The sequence below is a fragment of the Gordonia tangerina genome, assembly GCF_021556435.1.
Classification (GTDB): domain Bacteria; phylum Actinomycetota; class Actinomycetes; order Mycobacteriales; family Mycobacteriaceae; genus Gordonia; species Gordonia tangerina.
On the sequence record NZ_JAKGCU010000024.1, the window covers coordinates 67,144 to 82,187 of the forward strand.

The 15,044-nt window shown below is 64.0% G+C and carries 19 protein-coding genes and 1 pseudogene; 12 read left to right on the forward strand and 8 right to left on the reverse strand.

The genetic code is table 11. The annotated features are described in order from the left end of the window. Positions 1–19: 19 nt before the first annotated feature. A complete protein-coding gene (locus L1892_RS20150; RefSeq protein ID WP_235725430.1) occupies positions 20–334 on the forward strand; it encodes a hypothetical protein in 315 nt (104 codons plus the stop codon). Between the two features lie 673 nt (positions 335–1,007). Here L1892_RS20150 and L1892_RS20155 read toward each other — a convergent pair. The 7 genes and pseudogenes from L1892_RS20155 to L1892_RS20185 all read right to left on the reverse strand — a co-directional run bounded on the left by L1892_RS20155 (position 1,008) and on the right by L1892_RS20185 (position 6,269). Further along, positions 1,008–1,325: a hypothetical protein gene (locus L1892_RS20155; RefSeq protein WP_235725431.1), complete on the reverse strand. Its 318-nt coding sequence runs from the start codon at positions 1,323–1,325 to the stop codon at positions 1,008–1,010. 10 nt (positions 1,326–1,335) lie between these two features. Beyond that, a complete protein-coding gene (locus L1892_RS20160) occupies positions 1,336–1,551 on the reverse strand; it encodes a hypothetical protein (protein WP_235725432.1) in 216 nt (71 codons plus the stop codon). A gap of 461 nt (positions 1,552–2,012) precedes the next feature. After that, positions 2,013–2,672, reverse strand: a complete 660-nt coding sequence (locus tag L1892_RS20165; RefSeq protein ID WP_235725433.1) for a hypothetical protein — start codon at positions 2,670–2,672, stop codon at positions 2,013–2,015. Between the two features lie 147 nt (positions 2,673–2,819). Beyond that, positions 2,820–3,404, reverse strand: a complete 585-nt coding sequence (locus L1892_RS20170) for a hypothetical protein (RefSeq protein ID WP_235725434.1) — start codon at positions 3,402–3,404, stop codon at positions 2,820–2,822. 85 nt (positions 3,405–3,489) lie between these two features. Continuing rightward, a pseudogene (locus L1892_RS20175) lies at positions 3,490–3,874 on the reverse strand (transposase); the annotation flags it as partial. Between the two features lie 39 nt (positions 3,875–3,913). Then, a complete protein-coding gene (locus tag L1892_RS24950; RefSeq protein ID WP_235725435.1) occupies positions 3,914–5,665 on the reverse strand; it encodes an AIPR family protein in 1,752 nt (583 codons plus the stop codon). 175 nt (positions 5,666–5,840) lie between these two features. Continuing rightward, positions 5,841–6,269: a very short patch repair endonuclease gene (locus L1892_RS20185; protein WP_268900512.1), complete on the reverse strand. Its 429-nt coding sequence runs from the start codon at positions 6,267–6,269 to the stop codon at positions 5,841–5,843. Positions 6,270–6,663: 394 nt separating this feature from the next. Here L1892_RS20185 and L1892_RS20190 point away from each other — a divergent pair, with 394 nt between their 5' ends. The 5 genes from L1892_RS20190 to L1892_RS20210 all read left to right on the forward strand — a co-directional run bounded on the left by L1892_RS20190 (position 6,664) and on the right by L1892_RS20210 (position 10,411). Continuing rightward, positions 6,664–7,809 (forward strand): DNA cytosine methyltransferase, encoded by a 1,146-nt coding sequence (locus L1892_RS20190; protein WP_235725437.1) that lies wholly within the window; start codon positions 6,664–6,666, stop codon positions 7,807–7,809. After that, the gene (locus L1892_RS20195) at positions 7,802–8,584 is read left to right on the forward strand and encodes a GIY-YIG nuclease family protein (RefSeq protein ID WP_235725438.1); all 783 of its coding nucleotides are present in this window, start codon (positions 7,802–7,804) and stop codon (positions 8,582–8,584) included. Before L1892_RS20190 ends, L1892_RS20195 begins: the two co-directional genes overlap by 8 nt. Before the next feature lie 34 nt (positions 8,585–8,618). Continuing rightward, the gene (locus L1892_RS20200; protein ID WP_235725439.1) at positions 8,619–8,888 is read left to right on the forward strand and encodes a hypothetical protein; all 270 of its coding nucleotides are present in this window, start codon (positions 8,619–8,621) and stop codon (positions 8,886–8,888) included. A gap of 966 nt (positions 8,889–9,854) precedes the next feature. Then, positions 9,855–10,103, forward strand: a complete 249-nt coding sequence (locus tag L1892_RS20205; RefSeq protein WP_235725440.1) for a hypothetical protein — start codon at positions 9,855–9,857, stop codon at positions 10,101–10,103. An 89-nt stretch (positions 10,104–10,192) separates the two neighbouring features. Continuing rightward, a complete protein-coding gene (locus tag L1892_RS20210; protein ID WP_235725441.1) occupies positions 10,193–10,411 on the forward strand; it encodes a hypothetical protein in 219 nt (72 codons plus the stop codon). 162 nt (positions 10,412–10,573) lie between these two features. Here the strand turns inward: L1892_RS20210 and L1892_RS20215 are convergent, their stop codons facing one another. Then, a complete protein-coding gene (locus tag L1892_RS20215) occupies positions 10,574–10,780 on the reverse strand; it encodes a type II toxin-antitoxin system RelB family anti-toxin (protein WP_235725442.1) in 207 nt (68 codons plus the stop codon). Between the two features lie 130 nt (positions 10,781–10,910). Here L1892_RS20215 and L1892_RS20220 point away from each other — a divergent pair, with 130 nt between their 5' ends. The 6 genes from L1892_RS20220 (at position 10,911) to L1892_RS20245 (ending at position 14,767) form a co-directional block, all read left to right on the forward strand. Further along, positions 10,911–11,174, forward strand: coding sequence for a hypothetical protein (locus L1892_RS20220; protein ID WP_235725443.1), 264 nt, complete (start codon positions 10,911–10,913; stop codon positions 11,172–11,174). Positions 11,175–11,510: 336 nt separating this feature from the next. Continuing rightward, complete coding sequence (locus L1892_RS20225; protein ID WP_235725444.1) at positions 11,511–11,648, forward strand: hypothetical protein; 138 nt, start codon at positions 11,511–11,513, stop codon at positions 11,646–11,648. A gap of 525 nt (positions 11,649–12,173) precedes the next feature. Next, positions 12,174–12,404: a hypothetical protein gene (locus L1892_RS20230; protein ID WP_235725445.1), complete on the forward strand. Its 231-nt coding sequence runs from the start codon at positions 12,174–12,176 to the stop codon at positions 12,402–12,404. 32 nt (positions 12,405–12,436) lie between these two features. Further along, positions 12,437–12,712: a hypothetical protein gene (locus L1892_RS20235; RefSeq protein ID WP_235725446.1), complete on the forward strand. Its 276-nt coding sequence runs from the start codon at positions 12,437–12,439 to the stop codon at positions 12,710–12,712. A gap of 99 nt (positions 12,713–12,811) precedes the next feature. Continuing rightward, positions 12,812–14,386, forward strand: coding sequence for a ParB/RepB/Spo0J family partition protein (locus L1892_RS20240; protein WP_235725447.1), 1,575 nt, complete (start codon positions 12,812–12,814; stop codon positions 14,384–14,386). Between the two features lie 72 nt (positions 14,387–14,458). Next, positions 14,459–14,767, forward strand: coding sequence for a hypothetical protein (locus L1892_RS20245; protein WP_235725448.1), 309 nt, complete (start codon positions 14,459–14,461; stop codon positions 14,765–14,767). Positions 14,768–15,044 lie beyond the last annotated feature (277 nt).

Genomic DNA, 15,044 nt, shown 5'->3' on the forward strand with positions numbered 1-15,044 from the left:
GAACAAAGGAGACATGTACATGACCACACCGAGCAGGACACGACTGGCAGCCACGGTCGCTGTCGGGATCGGCACCTGCGCGATCGCCGGCGCGGTCGCCGCAGCACCCGCACACGCCGACATCTACTCCGGATTCGGCAGCAAAGCCTCGTGCGAGAGCACCCGCAGCGCCAAGATCAGCGAAAACGACCGCAAGGTCGCCGCCCAAAAACGTGAGCAGCAACGGCTCAACGCCCAAGGCAAACTGGCCCCCTACCCGGGACCCAGCCTGTCGGTGAGCCCCTGTACACCGACCGGCGGTGGATGGAAATTCACCACCACCTACGTGTCCTGACCCACCCCACGAACGCCGCCGCCCCTCGGGCGGCGGCGTTCGTCGGCCCCGTCTGCGGACAAGCCCCGCGTCGTAGATCAGCGAAAGTTCTTTCAACCGCATCAGGTCGGAACCTAAACCCAGAATTCTCGACACCTACCAACCTGCAGACCAGAACTGCGCCGGATCTGCCGGGTCGGGGGTCTGGCAGATCCGGCGCAGCCATACCGTCAGTCGTCCGCAGGCACACCCAGCGTTACATCGCGAGGCGACGGCGGCCCCTCACCGGGCCAAGCGCGTACAGTCACACCACATACCCGCAGAAGCGATGCAGCCCTAGGTCGGAGCAGTCATGACACACGGACAGCCTGACGATCCTCCCGCCCCGCCGTCCGGGTTCTGGGAACAAACCCACCAACTCCTCCGTCACGAACGTGACCTGTGGCAGGCCGGCATCGATGTCCCCGACTGGTGGTCCTCATCCGAGGCCATCAGCCCAGAAGTCGCCGACCCGAGTGGCACTCGAAGCGCATCGCAGTCGTATCCGACGCCATCTGACGACACGGCATAGGTGTTGGTGCGGGCTGAACGAGACGCCCAGATTCCGCTGACCGGAACCATATTCGGTACGAACCGGCCGAGCCGTCACTCGACGACCCCGGAGAGCCGTGCCCGGGGTGGGCGGTGGTGGCGCCTAGTCGTCGGCTTGCAGCGTCTCTTCCATCATCGTGATCATCCGAGCTTCGTAGTCTTCTCGGTTGATAAAGCGTGCGCTGAAGCCTTCCTCGGCATGCAGACCCAGCGCGGCAGCCTCGCCCAGTCCGATTCGGCGCGAATGATAGTCAGCGTCGTCGAGGCGCGCTTCGAGGGTTTCGCGCAGCAGGTCGAGGGCGGCTTCTTTGGACTCGGCGGTGACCGACCAGTCCTCGCCGCCGTAGCGGGCGGTCCATACACCGTGGTCCTCGGAGAACAACGCTTGCTGCGTGACGTGCAACCGTGGTTGATCACTCATCGTGCACCTCTCAACCGTAGAAGGTCTCTACCATCATTCCGTTCTGCTGGATCACTGTGCAAAAGTGCGTGTACACGCCCGGCTTCGGATTGTCGGCGACGGACAGCGGCTTGCACTTGATGGTCATCGGACTCGCCGATGCCGTCGCATCCACGGCCACCGGCATGCCGACCGCGAGCGCGATACCCGCAAGAACCCCAACCACACTCATCCGAATACGTGTCACAGGGAGCTCCTCATCAACAACTGACCCGACACGAGACCGCACAGTCGACGAGACCCCACGACCCGTAGGGCGACTCTAAGACATCGACGGACGTTACGCACAGACTCCGGACGCTTGTCGTTCGCTCGGATGAACACCCCACATCTTCGGTCCACGGGGCGTGGACCGAGGATGTGGGGCAGCACCTGCGGCGGCGGGCTGTCAGGCCGGTCCCGGCGGTTACAAGTCCGGGCTGTGGCGAACGCGCGTAACCATCAGGAGGTAGGCGCTCGCGCCGCCCGGCGAAGAACGCCAGAAATCCCCAAGAGGCTGCGATCACCACCGGGCTGATCCAACGGGGTTGTCGAACCCATCGCGGGTGCGCGTGAGCACAAGCGCATCGCAGCCGTCTCCGCCGCCATCCGACGACCCGGCATAGGTGTCGGTGCGACAGCGGCTGGGCTCGGTGCCTGCCTCGTAGGTCAGGTGAGGGGCTTGACGAATTCGCGCTCCGCGAGCAACGTCCAGTACGGATCATCGGTCCATTCGCCGATCTCCTCACGCTGAGGACTCGTCGCCAACGCCGATCCGTCGAGCCCGCCTGCTGCGGCGACTGCCGCCGGGAGCTGATCGTCGGTTTGTGGGCTGAATGAGACGGCCACGCGTACTTGCTCGCCGACGCGCTGGTGGCGGGCGGGCGGCTCACCCTCGTTGTAGGCCGACACGAACGCCGCGGCATCACGTTTGGCGTTGTCGACGAGGTCATAGGAATAGCGGCCGTCCGTCACTGTGGTGTCGGCGTAGTCGACGTCGAGGTAGCCGGGGTCGTCCGGGCGTTCGGGGTCGATGATGGTGCGCTGCAGGCCCACGGATAGACGTGTGCCGTCGGGGAGATTCACTCGCCCGCTCGCGTGCACAGTGTCACCATCGACCGCTGTCTGCAGCGACAGTTCGATCACCTGGGCTGCCGACGGGATGCTCGCCGCAGACCTCGTCTCGTCGGGCGAGGTCGAGACAGCCGACGTAGCCGTCGCGCTGGTGGCCGCTGGTGAACTCGAGGTGGGCGGTGCAGGTGAGGTGCACCCACCCACCACAGCCGCCCCGGCCAGTATGAGCAGGTATACGAGTACAGGTCGCCTCATGCGTCCAAATCCCTTTCCTCTTTGTCGATGATCGGATGCCGCTCCCCGTATGCGTAATCGAGTGCACGCTCGAACTGAAGTTCGAACGAATCAGATCGAACACTTATCAGGAAAGAGATTTCAGAATCCCTTTGCCAAAGGGGTGCGCTACATGCTCTTTCGGTCCGCATGGAAGGCATCGACGACTGCGCGCAGCGTCGTGGCTGTGGCCTGCGCGGCGGCAGCAGTCTGTTCGGCGACTCGTGCCCGGTCTCGTTCGGCGGCGACCTCGGCGGCCGCCTCGGTACGGGTTGCGGCGTTCGCGGCGTCGGCGGCCTGAGCCCGGTCGAGCGCGGCCGTTAGTTCGGCGCGCAAGCGGGTGATGTCGGTTTCGAGTTGAGCGATCGTGGCCTCGGCCTGCTCGGCCCGGCGACGCTGCTGGTCGGCATCGGACAGTGCGCTGCTCTCGGCCGCCACCAGAGCGTCACGCTCAGCGGCCAGAGACTCCGCCGTCTCATCGCGTGCCGCGGCGATCGCGGCCGACCACAGCGGCGCAAGAACCGGGGTCAGGACCTCGACAGGAGGATCGGGAACGTCCCGGGCCGGCCGGTTGGCAGCGAGCCACTGCCGGGCGGCGTCAGTGCCCACGCGCGCTTCCTCACGCAACGCTCGTACCGTCACCGGACGTCCTGCACTGGTCAACCGCGCGAAAGCGTCCGCGATCGCTGCAGTTGTCGTGTCTTTTCGCGCCATCGGGAGCTCCCTCATGGAGTACAGAAAGTACGTAACCTGTTACAGGTACGTTTCAATTGTACCTGACGAGGGTGCAGGATTTCCCGGAATCCGGGGCCTTGGTCACCTTGGTCCGCAACCGCACGGTCGCGAACGTGGACTCGATCGGGTTGGTGGTACGCAGGTGAATCCAGTGTTCGGCCGGGTACCGGTAGAACTCGAGCAACACGTCGGCGTCATCGACGATCTTGGCCACAGCCTTGGGATACTTGGCGCCATAGGCTTTCTCGAACTCGTTGATCGCTTGGCGAGCGTGTTGTTCGTCTTCGGCGTTGTAGATTTCCTGCATCGCCTTGATGGGCGTTGGGGTGCGCTGATTTCGGCAGTGCAGCAAGCACATTGGCCTGCTTGTGAAACCAGCATCGTTGCTCACGCGTGTCGGGGAACACCTCACGGACCGCGGCCAAGAACCCGAGCGCCCCGTCCCCGACGTGCCAGGGCCGGGACGGGACGCGCTGATCCGGGTACTGTTAAGCGCCTCCGACTATCCGGTCGAAGTACGCGTCCTTGAGGTCCTTCCCCTTGAAGATGCGGTCCAGGGCAGTCTTGCCGTCGTCGAGCTTCTGCACCTCCTCGTTGAGTAACTTATGCAGACCGGCGAGCAGGGATGGCGTCGGTTTGTCCTTGAGCATCACGCTCGGCGTCTTCACGAAGTCGTCCAGCTTCTTGACGCCAGACGCCTCCAGGACGTAGCCCGAGGCCAGATAGAAGCGCGCGTTTGTCGAGTCGTCGGCAATCGCCTTCGCCGCCGCCGACCTGAGATAGTCGTCGACCGCGTCGAGGACCACCAGCGCTTTCAGGTACAGCTCCTCCGATTCGGCGGGATCGAACACTCGCTTCCAACCGGTGTCTGTGCCGAGCAGCGTTGCCGGGCGCGCCCTGGCGGTGTCGGGCTGGAGGAGGCGAATCGCCATGACGGCCTGCCCCAGTTCCGTCATGTTCCGGATCCTGCTCGCCGGCACTTTGACGCCTCGATACTGGTATCGGCGCCGTTCGTAGTACCAACCGTGTGGGCGGAGGAACTCTTCTATCCGGAGTTGCTTCTCTTCATTGGCGTGTAGTTGGAGACTGGCGATCGCCGTCTGGTTATTCGTGCCTCCGATGATGGCCTCGCGCACTTCGGGATCGGACTCGGTGATGACGCGCACCAGGATTGATTGCCTCAACCGCTTCTTCGTGATGGCCTCCGCGATGGCCTGCTCGTGAATCACGTGCGAGGTCTGCAGGCCATTGACGATCAGTGGATTCGTGAGCACCCATTCCAGCTCAAGCGGATTGTTCGCCTTGTCAGCGATCACTGTGATGCCGTTGTTAAGCCACCAGAACAACGACTCCGAGTCATTGGCGAGAGTCCTGCCAATCGCGTCGTTCACGCGCACATTCGAGCCGGCGTAGTCGCGCACGTTGGCCGCGAACATCTCCTCGCGTATCGTCGTTGACTTCTCGTACCGGATGAAGCTCAAGTAGTCCTTGACCGAGACGAGCCCGACGAGTGCTTTTCCCTCGCGCACGGGTGGCTTTGTTACGACGAGCTTCGCGAGATAGTCGCTGCTGTCTCGCAGCCGGGTCACGAGTTCGGCGTCGCCCAGGTACGCGACCGTCGTCGTGCTTCCGGTCGGCAGGTTCGCTCTCAGCCACGTCCCCAGCTGGTTTGCCTTCGTCGTCATGTAGGAGTCGACATTCGCCTGCTTGGCAAGGCTCGCGTAGTAGGCGTGGAAGTGGACGACTGGCACCAGCATCGTGAGCTTGGCGCGCAGCTTCCGCCACGTCATCGCCCTCTCGATGACGTCGTCGTTAAGCGGAAAGGCCCGGAGGTCCGCGGCCGTCTGCTTATCATCGAAGATCGCCTTCAACGTGCTCTCGATCTTCGGGAACACGTTCGTGTCCCAGCTCTTCTCCTTCTTCGTTTGAACAATTACGACATCCAACGCGACGCCGGTCTGCAAGCCGCTCAAGGCGTTCTTGCGTCTCGACAGCCGCAGCGAGTCCGAGTGCACGGACTCGCTGCGATTCAGGAACAAGAAAATCCCGTCTATTCCGCCGTCATTGTTCCCAGACACGAGGCCTCGCTCAATGTCGGCCGGATCAGCGCCGTACTTCCTGAGCAACAGGCTCGACGCGAAGCGCTCGAAGGCGTCGTCGTCGGACAGCTTCGGATAGTTGTCCGTTTTGAACTCGGCGAAGTTGCCCATCGCGATGACTTGGTCTGGGGAATCGGCCACCGCATGAACCTATATCCGCGGCGCGACCTCGTTCGCGAGGACACTCGACTTGCTCATCGCTCGAGGGCCCCTGGATCGATCGCAGCCGAACGTTCACACTATCCATCGAACGCCCTTCGTCCTTCTGGGGTGGCATTGAGCCCGATTGAGAGAAGCGGAAGGAGTGGCGTGATCATTAAGCGCGGGAAAGAATTTCGCGGACGATATCGTCTGCTGTCTCACGCGCCGGCTGGTGCTCCCAGAACCGCAACACCGTCCAGCCGTTCTCGCGAAGCATCTCGGTCACGCGCTCGTCGCGCTCACTATTCCTCTTGATTTTGGAGGACCAGTAGTCGCTGTTCGCGGTGGGCGGCCGGTGATGGTCGGGACAGCCATGCCAAAAGCACCCGTCGATGAACACGGCCACCCTCGCGCGTGTGAACACGATGTCCGCGCGGTTCCTCAAGTGCGCGCGGTCAGGCGCGTAGTCGACGCGGTACCGCAGACCCCGCGAGTGGAGCAGCCGTCGGACCTCGACCTCGGGTGCCGTGTCGCGGCGGCGGTTCGATCTCATCGACTTGCGAACCGCTGGTGACGACGCCCAGCTCGCCGCTTGTCCGGTCATCCCGCGGCGCGACGACGTCGCTTGTACTCGCGCGACCTCCTGTTGTGAGCCTCTCTGCACACCTCACAGCGGCATCCCGTGTCATAGGCGACCGACGATCCGTGATCCCCCAGGAGCCGGCCGGCGGCCCGGTTTCTGACGATGTACTCGTGGTGGTGTTTCGCATTAGCGGCGCGGCACAGGTCACACCGGCATCCGTGGTTGCCGTAGCCGTTCGTCGTCCCATGGCGAGGGTCTGCTGGGTCGGTGAGTGGGCTTCGTCGTCCATGCCGAGGGTTGGGAGGGTCGGTGGGCACCACACCGACGATATTATCCACAGGCAGGCGTGTGACGACCGCAACGCGTCGGGGCAATGTGGTAGAGGCCTCATCGGTGAGCGTCTAGTGTGAATCACATGTCTGTAACTCGGCTGCGGTCGCGTCCCCGTGTCCTCGAGTTTTTCGCCGGCGTGGGGCTCGCCCGAATGGGCCTTGACCTCGCAGGATTCGACACCGCCTGGGCGAACGACATCTCTCCTGACAAGGCCGAGATGTATCGCTCGCAATTCGACGACGACGTGATGGTTGTGGGTGACGTGCGCAGCGTCGATCCTGCTGAGCTGCCCGCCGGCGCCGCTCTCGCGTGGGCGTCATCCCCATGCACCGACCTCTCGCTGGCAGGTAACCGCACCGGCTTGACAGGTGCCGAGTCATCGGCGTTCTACGCGTTCACCGGTGTTCTCCGGTCAATGGGAGACGAGGGGCGTCCGAAGGTGGTGGTGCTGGAGAACGTGGTCGGGCTCGCAACGTCGCACGGCGGTGACGACCTCTGCGCCGCGATCCGCGAGTTCAACGATCTCGGCTACTCGGTGGACCTCCTCACCATCGACGCCCGTAGGTTCGTGCCCCAGTCACGGCCCCGTCTGTTCCTCGTCGGCTCGCGCGAGCCGGTCGACACCGACGAGATGGAGCACCCCCTCCGGCCAGGCTGGACCGAGACGTTTTTCGGAGATCCAACCCTCACGACCCACCGCGCCACGTTGCCCGATCCGCCAGCGCACGTGCCCGCTGGGCTGGGCCGGACGCTGGAGCGCCTCAAGAACGACGACCCGCGCTGGTGGGACGAGGACCGGGTTGCGGCGTTCATCGACTCGATGTCCGAAGTCCAGAAGACCCGCCTCAACCAGCTGCGCAGGCAGGACCGACACTATGAATGGCGCACCGCCTACCGCCGCACCCGTCACGGCGTTGCTGTGTGGGAGATGCGCCCCGACGACGTGTCCGGCTGTCTCCGGACCGCCCGCGGCGGGTCGTCCAAACAGGCTGTGGTCCGCATGGGCTACGGCAAGGTCAGCGTCCGGTGGATGACCGGCGTCGAATACGCCGCGCTCATGGGAGCCAGCACCTACAACATCGACGGTTTCCGCGACAGCCAGGTGCAGTTCGCCTTCGGCGACGCGGTGGCCGTTCCCGCAGTCGAGTGGCTCGCGAAGAACTATCTTGTTCCGCTGGTCAGGGGCGAACTCGCACCGCGGACCACCTCAGAAGCAGCAGTTGTCTAGCCGAGGCAAGGCGTCGCCCCAGGCACACAAGAAGCCGCCGAAAAGCTCACTGCCCGCCACGTCCGTCCGCGAATTCCGCGTCCTGCTCAAAGAGGCGCTGACCAATGCGACTACCGACGACGGACGTGTCATCGGCAGCAGCAAATGGGGCGTCTACGCCTTCTACGACTACGACGGCGAGCCGATCTATGTGGGCCAGACCAAGGAGGGCCTGGCTACCCGCGTGCGGCGGCACCTGACGAACCAGCGCACTGACGCCGTAGCTATGCGAATCCTCGACACGTTCGAGGTGGCGGAGGTCGAGCTGTGGCCGCTCTGGGACCTGACCGCGATGTCCAAGAGAGACGCCCAGACAGCCCTCGACGCGGCCGAGTACGCCGCGTACCTCAAGGCCATCGACGAGTCCCGGTTCAAGGCGATCCTCAACGAGAAGATCCCGCCAGCCTCGCCCGCGGTCGAGCTACCGCAGTCCTACAAATTCCCCCTGATCGGCGACGGCACCCGCGCCGAGCGCGGTCACCCCGACATCCGAATCGCTCGGCGCGCCGAGACCATCGCCCGCCTGGCAGCCGTGGCGCACGAGCGCGGCGAGGTCTCGATCGGGCTGCGCCGCGTCCTGGTGATCCAGGCCGTTCGGCTGGCGTACCTCGCGGCAGTTCGGCTCGCGTTCGCCGAGGGACGTCCCGCGCCAGCGCCCGACGCGATCTCGGTCGACGGGCTGATCGGGTCGGTGTTGTACGAGTCTGACGACGAACCCGACCCCGACGCGGACTAACAGTCCTGTCGTAGAGGACCCGTACTCTCTAGGCATGGTAAGCACATTCACCATCGACGGGTTCGAGGCGGAGCACGTCTGGACCGCCGTCAGCTACGGACGGCCCTGGAATGGCTGGGCGACGCCGGTCGTCACCCGCGAGGTGCTGGAATCGGTGATCGCCGCCGCCGAGGGCGAGACCCTGGCCTTCGTCGAGAACGTCGCCGTCATCACCGGCGACAAACTCAAGCCAGACATCAACGGGCACTACGATCTTGGTCAGATCGGCTGGTGCTTCGTCCAAACAGATCACTGGGCCCAGTGATCTCGAGACCGTGCACCACTCGTTGCAGCGAGGTGAGTTGATCGTGCAGTTCGTTGAGTGGTGCGTCGAGAGCGCTCATCGGAGCTCCCTTCTCTGGGGGTCGAGCGCTTCGGCGATGGAGTCCAGTGTGCGTGGGCTGCCAGCTTGCCACGCGGTCTTGAGGCGTGCTGCTTCCGATGGTGTCAGCGCGCGCCCCAACAGGCCACTAAGGATGCGGGACACCGCCACGATCCCGTCCAGTGACACCTCGTCCCACGACGGGGGAGTGGCGAGGTATCCGCAGTCGGCCAGCGCGGCATCCCGACCCACGACAACCTGGTCGCAGTTGCGCAGGTGACCGGCACGTCGTACCGGGTCGTGTTGGATGGTAGTGCGCGAATCTCTTTGCGCCACAGGTGCAGATTCATCCGGCTCATACCGACCTTGGTTGCGATCGCCACGTCCGACAGTCCAGAGCGCTGCTTGTAGTCATCGATGATGTCAGCGAGGGAGTGTCCCATCTTGGGTGTCACAGTCCCACCTTCGCTGTCACTGTGTCGGATGACAACGCAGTTGGGAGTAGTGACAGCTACTTGGGAGCGGTCGACCTGCCCGCATCTACATGCGGGCGAGCTAATTGGTGTCAGCGATTGTGAAACTCCCAGGCGGATCGGCGCAGTGACTGAGCCTAAATGACAACTGATTTGGGAGTATGGAGTTGATTCGTGCAGGTCACGGCGGGACAGGTCTCATGTCCGTGTCACTGAGTCTCAACTAGGGAGTCAGAGTCCCAAGTACCGTGTCATCCGACACCGACAAAGGCTGTCAAGCAACACTTCCCGGAAGCGTGTAAACCACTACTTTACATAATAATAACTATCGGCTCGGGATCTGTTGCACTGCAATCTATTTCGTCACCAGTGACGGAATAGAACCGAAATCACGAAATGTGTCGGACTGGCCGTGCATAGTGCAGGTGAAAAGCCATTGACCAACGAGGGGGTCGCCATGTCCATCCAGAGTGAGATCAACAGTGTCGTCAGGGTGCTCGAAGAGATCCAGCATCGTAGGGCGCGAATCACCGATAGCTTGGATGAGTGTCGGTTTCGCGCGCAGCGCGTCGGTGGCGCGCTGCCCGCCGACGTCGTCGTCGACTCGGTCAACAGCATCGCAGGCGGCGCCCGCCGCATCCAGGAGCTGGCAACGAATGGTCTGATCACGATCGCTGATGCGTAGGTGGACGTCGCGTGCCTGCCTGGCAGGTCAGCCGTATGTCGGACCGGTCTGAGACGATCAACCAACGATCCCTGAGGAAATGGACCCGTATGAACGAGAAAGAACGGCGCGCTACCGAGAAGAAGATCGCCGCGCTCACGCGCGCCCTGGAGGAGTACGAACGTTTACCCGCTGAGGAGCGTGAAGCTAAACCCTGGTACAGGGACTGGCCTTTCGTGGTCCTGACCTCTCTCGCGATCATCTTTCTGGGCGTGCAGGTCGTCTTATTGGCGATCTGGGCGATCGACCAGCTCCCCATCGGTGGCTGACTCTCCGCCACCACTTACGATCCCGAGGGGAATTGACCACCGGCCCCCGGTGTCCGTCGACGATCGCCGAGCCTAATAGTTGCCGGCACTCGCCCCAGCGTCGGTTCACGAAATCGCGCAACGCGAGTTGCAGCATCTCGATGCGTTGGCGACTCGTTCGACTCAATCAGGCAGCAGTTGTGAAGCGGGAACCCCGAAGTGGTCCGCAATCCGGTACAACGTCCCGACCGTGATGTTCTCGCCCCCGGATTCGATCGCCGACAGGTGGGTCCGGTGCACTCCAACCGCTTTGGCAACTTCGGCTTGGGTCTGACCGCAACTGGTCCGCGCCTCGCGCACTCGCTGCCCCAACTCTCCGAGCCGATCCATGATGTTGACTATAACCCACGGGCATGTAGACTATAACCATCACGAGCAGATGCTGATGTTGATCGTGATCTCTCCTAGCCGTCACCAGATCGCCCTGTTCTAACTCGACTCACAACCCAAGGAGGAACCCATGAACGATGAGCAGCAGTCGACACCCAACGACCACGGACCCATGCCGGCACCCCACCAGCCGCCGAATTACGCGGAAGTCAAAGCCAAAGCCAACGGCTTCTCCCTCGCGATAGCCGGTTCTATGTTCCTCCTCGGCTTGATCCCCTTCCTAGCCCTCTGGTTGTCTGATGCACCCGAGTCGTCTGCCCTCATCTTCGGCCCGATCTGGGTGTTGGGCATCATCGTTCCCTCGATGCTGGCGTGGCTGGGTGGTCGACGGTAGCCAACTGAGAGTGAGGCCGGGAAACCCGAAAAGCGTCCCCCTCGGCCGGACAGACATAGAAAGAAGGTCCGCGGGTGCTGGAACACCCACGGACCCGACACACACCACGGAAAGGGCCGTGACATGTATCAATGCACCACGTTAGTCGATCAAGCCTCTGGCTACCTCGCCGCCGACCACACCATCCGCCGCGTCAGCCCCGAGTGGCGTGGCGCTACCGCAACCGTCATCCTCGCGAAGTACTCCGCGACCTCTGCCTTCGACGTCGGATTCCGGCGCAGACTCCGAGAGTTCACCACGCCGACCGGTACACAGGACCGAAAGGTTCTGTAACACATGGACGGTCAGCGTTTGAGGACCGTTGCCTATGCCATCATCTACTTCTCGATCATCGCGGTCATGCTCAGCGCCGCCTTGTGGCGCCGCCGACGCCCCACCGGTGGTGCCAGCAAGCCTCCAACCAACGACCACTAGCGCCACCTCACGTATCAGCGAACCCGCGAAGGGTTGAATCCGCAACTGTGCTGTTTGCCGAGTCATCGCGGATAGCTACCGAGTCATCGCGGATAGCTACCTACGGGTGAAACCGGCAACACGAAAGGCGCCCCGCAGCGGGACCGATTGAGCCCGGTCCAGGCGCGGGCGCTTTTCGCGCGCTCATCGGCAGACCTCCGCAGCGTTACTCCACTTCCCTCTTGAACGTGAATGTGGATTCGGGTGGTGTCCGAGGCGCCCTTCTGCCGGCTACGCCGTCATCTGAATGGAAGCGGCTACGCCGCGCTGTGACGCCCTTCGGGCTGAGTTGGTTTGCGTTGCACCGCTCATTCTCTTACCTCCGATCGCGGTCTGCAAGGGCCGTGAAAAACTAATCCGCCCTACGGGTTTCAGGCCTTCGGCCCGGATGACTTTTTCACTGTAAACACCCTTGCAGACCACTCCCTGCGGCAAAGAGATGGCTTGTGCAAACGCAAACCAGCACTCACAACGGGAGGGGTCACCATGAGCAATGCGACCACTGTCTACCAGCTGTGCACCGGCTGCGCTCTGGCCGTCGCATACGGAGACATGAGCGGTCTGAACACCGAGAACACTGCCGAGGTCGTGGACTTTATGGCCGACCACGGGCTGCTCGTGCCCGCTACCGACGATGTGCACGGCCGCTGGCTGTGCGAGTGCTGCGGTCTCGGCCAGCTCGATCCGGCCCGCACGTTCACCACCACCGCCGCGTAACCACCAGACCCGCATCCGACAGGAGAGAACACATGAATGCTTGGCTCGCCGACCAGGACCGCACCGCCATCGATGCTCTTGCCGACCGTATCGCCGAACGCGACCCCGACCGCCTGGCACGCGCAGGAGATGACCGGCATTTCGCCGTGTGGATGCTGCTGGTCGACCGTAAGGCCCGCAACTACAGCGGCCACGCAGTCACCGATCTGCCGGACTGGGCATGGCGCGATGCCTACGACGACGACCTGTCGCCGCATGATGCGTTCTCCGATGCCCTGGCCCACTGGGTCGACATCGAGGGTCTGTAAACCACAGCTTCCGCGTCGCACTCAACTACGCGGGCAATAGAAAACCCGGTCAGCGGCTATCTGACCGGGGTTTCACCACCACAGTAAGGGAGAAACCCCATGGCACACAACAACACCACCACCGCAGGATCGGGCGGGGAGCTACGTCACCTCGCACCGGCCGATCTGGTCATCGACACCAACATCCGCACCGACGCCGACACCACGCTGACCCCCGAGTTCATCGACTCGATCCGCGACGGTGTGCGCCAACCCGTCCTCGCCGTCGAGATCGACGGCCAGGTCCGGGTACGTGACGGGCAGCGCCGCACACTGGCCGCGCGGCAGGTCGAACTGGCCAGCATCCCGGTGTACGTGGTCCCCGTCGACGCCGCAGACGACGCAGCGGCCACCGTCGACCGCGTCCTGGAGCAGCTGTCCAGCTTCGAACGCGAAGGGTTACGCGCTTCCGACCGTGTCGCGGCGATCGAGCAACTCGCCCTGGCCGGCATGTCGGCGACCAAGATCGCCAAGGCCACCCGCACCGCCAAGAAAGACGTCGACAACACCCTGGCCGTCGCGAAGTCCGCGACCACCCTCGATCTGCTCGACCAAGACGCCGGCCTCACATTGGAGCAGTCGGCGGTGCTCGCCGCCTACGACCACGACCCCGAAGCACAGCAATGGCTACTCGACGCCGCCGAGCGAGGACGGTTCGAACACCAGGCCAAGCAACTGGAGTCCGACGCCGACGAGCGGCGACTTCTACTCGCCCAGGTCGCCACCTACACCGCCGACGGGATCGACGCCGTCACCCGCCACCCCTCTTTCGCGCCGCAAGCGCACGCTCGCCTCGAACAACTCGGCAACTCCGACGGCACCCCCGCACGCATCGAGGACATCCCGACCGAGCATCGCTTGGCCTACGTGATGGCCGACCCCTCGGAATGGTGGACCGACACCGACGGCAACACCGTCGCCGAGCACCTCATCGACTGGTCGCTTGCCGACGACGTGTTCGACGAGGACACCGAACCCACCGAAGGACTGCGCGACCCGCGCACCCTGACCACCCACATCGATTACCAGATCGAAACCATCTGGTACGTGCGGCGCTGGGCCGACCTCGGACTGATCGCGCGCAGCTACAGCGAGCCGTCTGCCTCGGCCGACACCGACACCAGCGACGTCGAGCGCGAGGCACAAAAGCAGCAACGCCGCCGGGTGCGGATGCTCAACGCGGCCAGTGTGACCGCCCGCGAAGTGCGGATCGAGAAGCTGACCGCGTGGCTGACCCGCAAGACCCTCCCCAAGGGCAGCGCCACCACCGTCGCGAAGTTCCTCGCAACATCGATGCGTGCCCATCACGACATGTTCGGCGCCAACAGCTCCCAGGGCAACGCCGCCGAGATCGCGGCCACCATCCTCGGCGGCGACCCCGCCGAGCTCCTCGATCAGGCCACCACCGCCGACCGCACCCAGATCATCAGCCTGGGTATCGCGCTGGCGGCCCGAGAAGCCCACATGTGGAAAGACGCCTGGCGCAACGTGTCCGACCGCTACTACACCAACGGACACATCACCGCCCGCGCCGACTACCTGCGCTTCCTGGTCGACGTGACCGGATACACCCTCTCCGATGTCGAGCAGGTCATCACCGGCGACACCAACGCCGACGACGTGGCACTGGACTGAACCCAGACCAGGGGGTGGGCCGAGCACCGACCTCGCGCCCACCCCCTGCCCGAACCACACGAAAGGCAACCGATGACGATCGAACTGTTCCCACGCTGTGCCCTACCGGGCTGCGCCAATCCCACTGACGCCCAGGGCCACCCCTGTAGTCAGTGTCTCCGTGACTTCGGCGGCCTGCTGCGCCACAATCCGGCCGGGCAGGCGCTAAGCGCCACCGCCGAGGCCGCACGTGACCGCCTGGCCGGCCAACGTGACACCGACATCGACGCCGGCATCCAGGGCAAGCCCGGACAGATCTGCTGGCTGTGCGATCAACGCCGCACCTGTACCCGCGTCGCTGACCGCTGGGAATGCCGCACCTGCCGCCACATCACCGGCTGACCGGTGCGGGACAGCGCTGGAGCGGCCTGCGGCCGCGCAGTGTTGCCCCGACCCGGTGGCTGCGCTGCGCTGCGCCACCGGGTCGGGAGAGTCCCCAGTTGGGTGGGTGGTCACCAACTTGCGCGCGCACGTCGACCAAGTGTGACCGACAGGGACCCCCGACCTGTCAACCCACGCCTGGTGACTTCCGCGTGTTCTCCGCTGCGCTCCGCCCACGCGCTGCGACCAATCCGGCAACCCGCACTCGCTGCGCTCGCAACCGAATTGGCCTCCGGCC

Bases quoted from the DNA above. Each gene is read 5' to 3' on its own strand.
- L1892_RS20200 (WP_235725439.1), top strand. From the start codon at position 8,619: ATGGTAAGCACATTCACCATCGACGGGTTCGAGGCGGAGCACGTCTGG.
- L1892_RS20190 (WP_235725437.1), top strand. From the start codon at position 6,664: ATGTCTGTAACTCGGCTGCGGTCGCGTCCCCGTGTCCTCGAGTTTTTC.
- L1892_RS20225 (WP_235725444.1), top strand. From the start codon at position 11,511: ATGGACGGTCAGCGTTTGAGGACCGTTGCCTATGCCATCATCTACTTC.
- L1892_RS20230 (WP_235725445.1), top strand. From the start codon at position 12,174: ATGAGCAATGCGACCACTGTCTACCAGCTGTGCACCGGCTGCGCTCTG.
- L1892_RS20155 (WP_235725431.1), bottom strand. From the start codon at position 1,325: ATGAGTGATCAACCACGGTTGCACGTCACGCAGCAAGCGTTGTTCTCC.
- L1892_RS20165 (WP_235725433.1), bottom strand. From the start codon at position 2,672: ATGAGGCGACCTGTACTCGTATACCTGCTCATACTGGCCGGGGCGGCT.
- L1892_RS20245 (WP_235725448.1), top strand. From the start codon at position 14,459: ATGACGATCGAACTGTTCCCACGCTGTGCCCTACCGGGCTGCGCCAAT.
- L1892_RS20210 (WP_235725441.1), top strand. From the start codon at position 10,193: ATGAACGAGAAAGAACGGCGCGCTACCGAGAAGAAGATCGCCGCGCTC.
- L1892_RS20240 (WP_235725447.1), top strand. From the start codon at position 12,812: ATGGCACACAACAACACCACCACCGCAGGATCGGGCGGGGAGCTACGT.
- L1892_RS20215 (WP_235725442.1), bottom strand. From the start codon at position 10,780: ATGGATCGGCTCGGAGAGTTGGGGCAGCGAGTGCGCGAGGCGCGGACC.
- L1892_RS20235 (WP_235725446.1), top strand. From the start codon at position 12,437: ATGAATGCTTGGCTCGCCGACCAGGACCGCACCGCCATCGATGCTCTT.
- L1892_RS20150 (WP_235725430.1), top strand. From the start codon at position 20: ATGACCACACCGAGCAGGACACGACTGGCAGCCACGGTCGCTGTCGGG.
- L1892_RS20170 (WP_235725434.1), bottom strand. From the start codon at position 3,404: ATGGCGCGAAAAGACACGACAACTGCAGCGATCGCGGACGCTTTCGCG.
- L1892_RS20220 (WP_235725443.1), top strand. From the start codon at position 10,911: ATGAACGATGAGCAGCAGTCGACACCCAACGACCACGGACCCATGCCG.
- L1892_RS20185 (WP_268900512.1), bottom strand. From the start codon at position 6,269: ATGACCGGACAAGCGGCGAGCTGGGCGTCGTCACCAGCGGTTCGCAAG.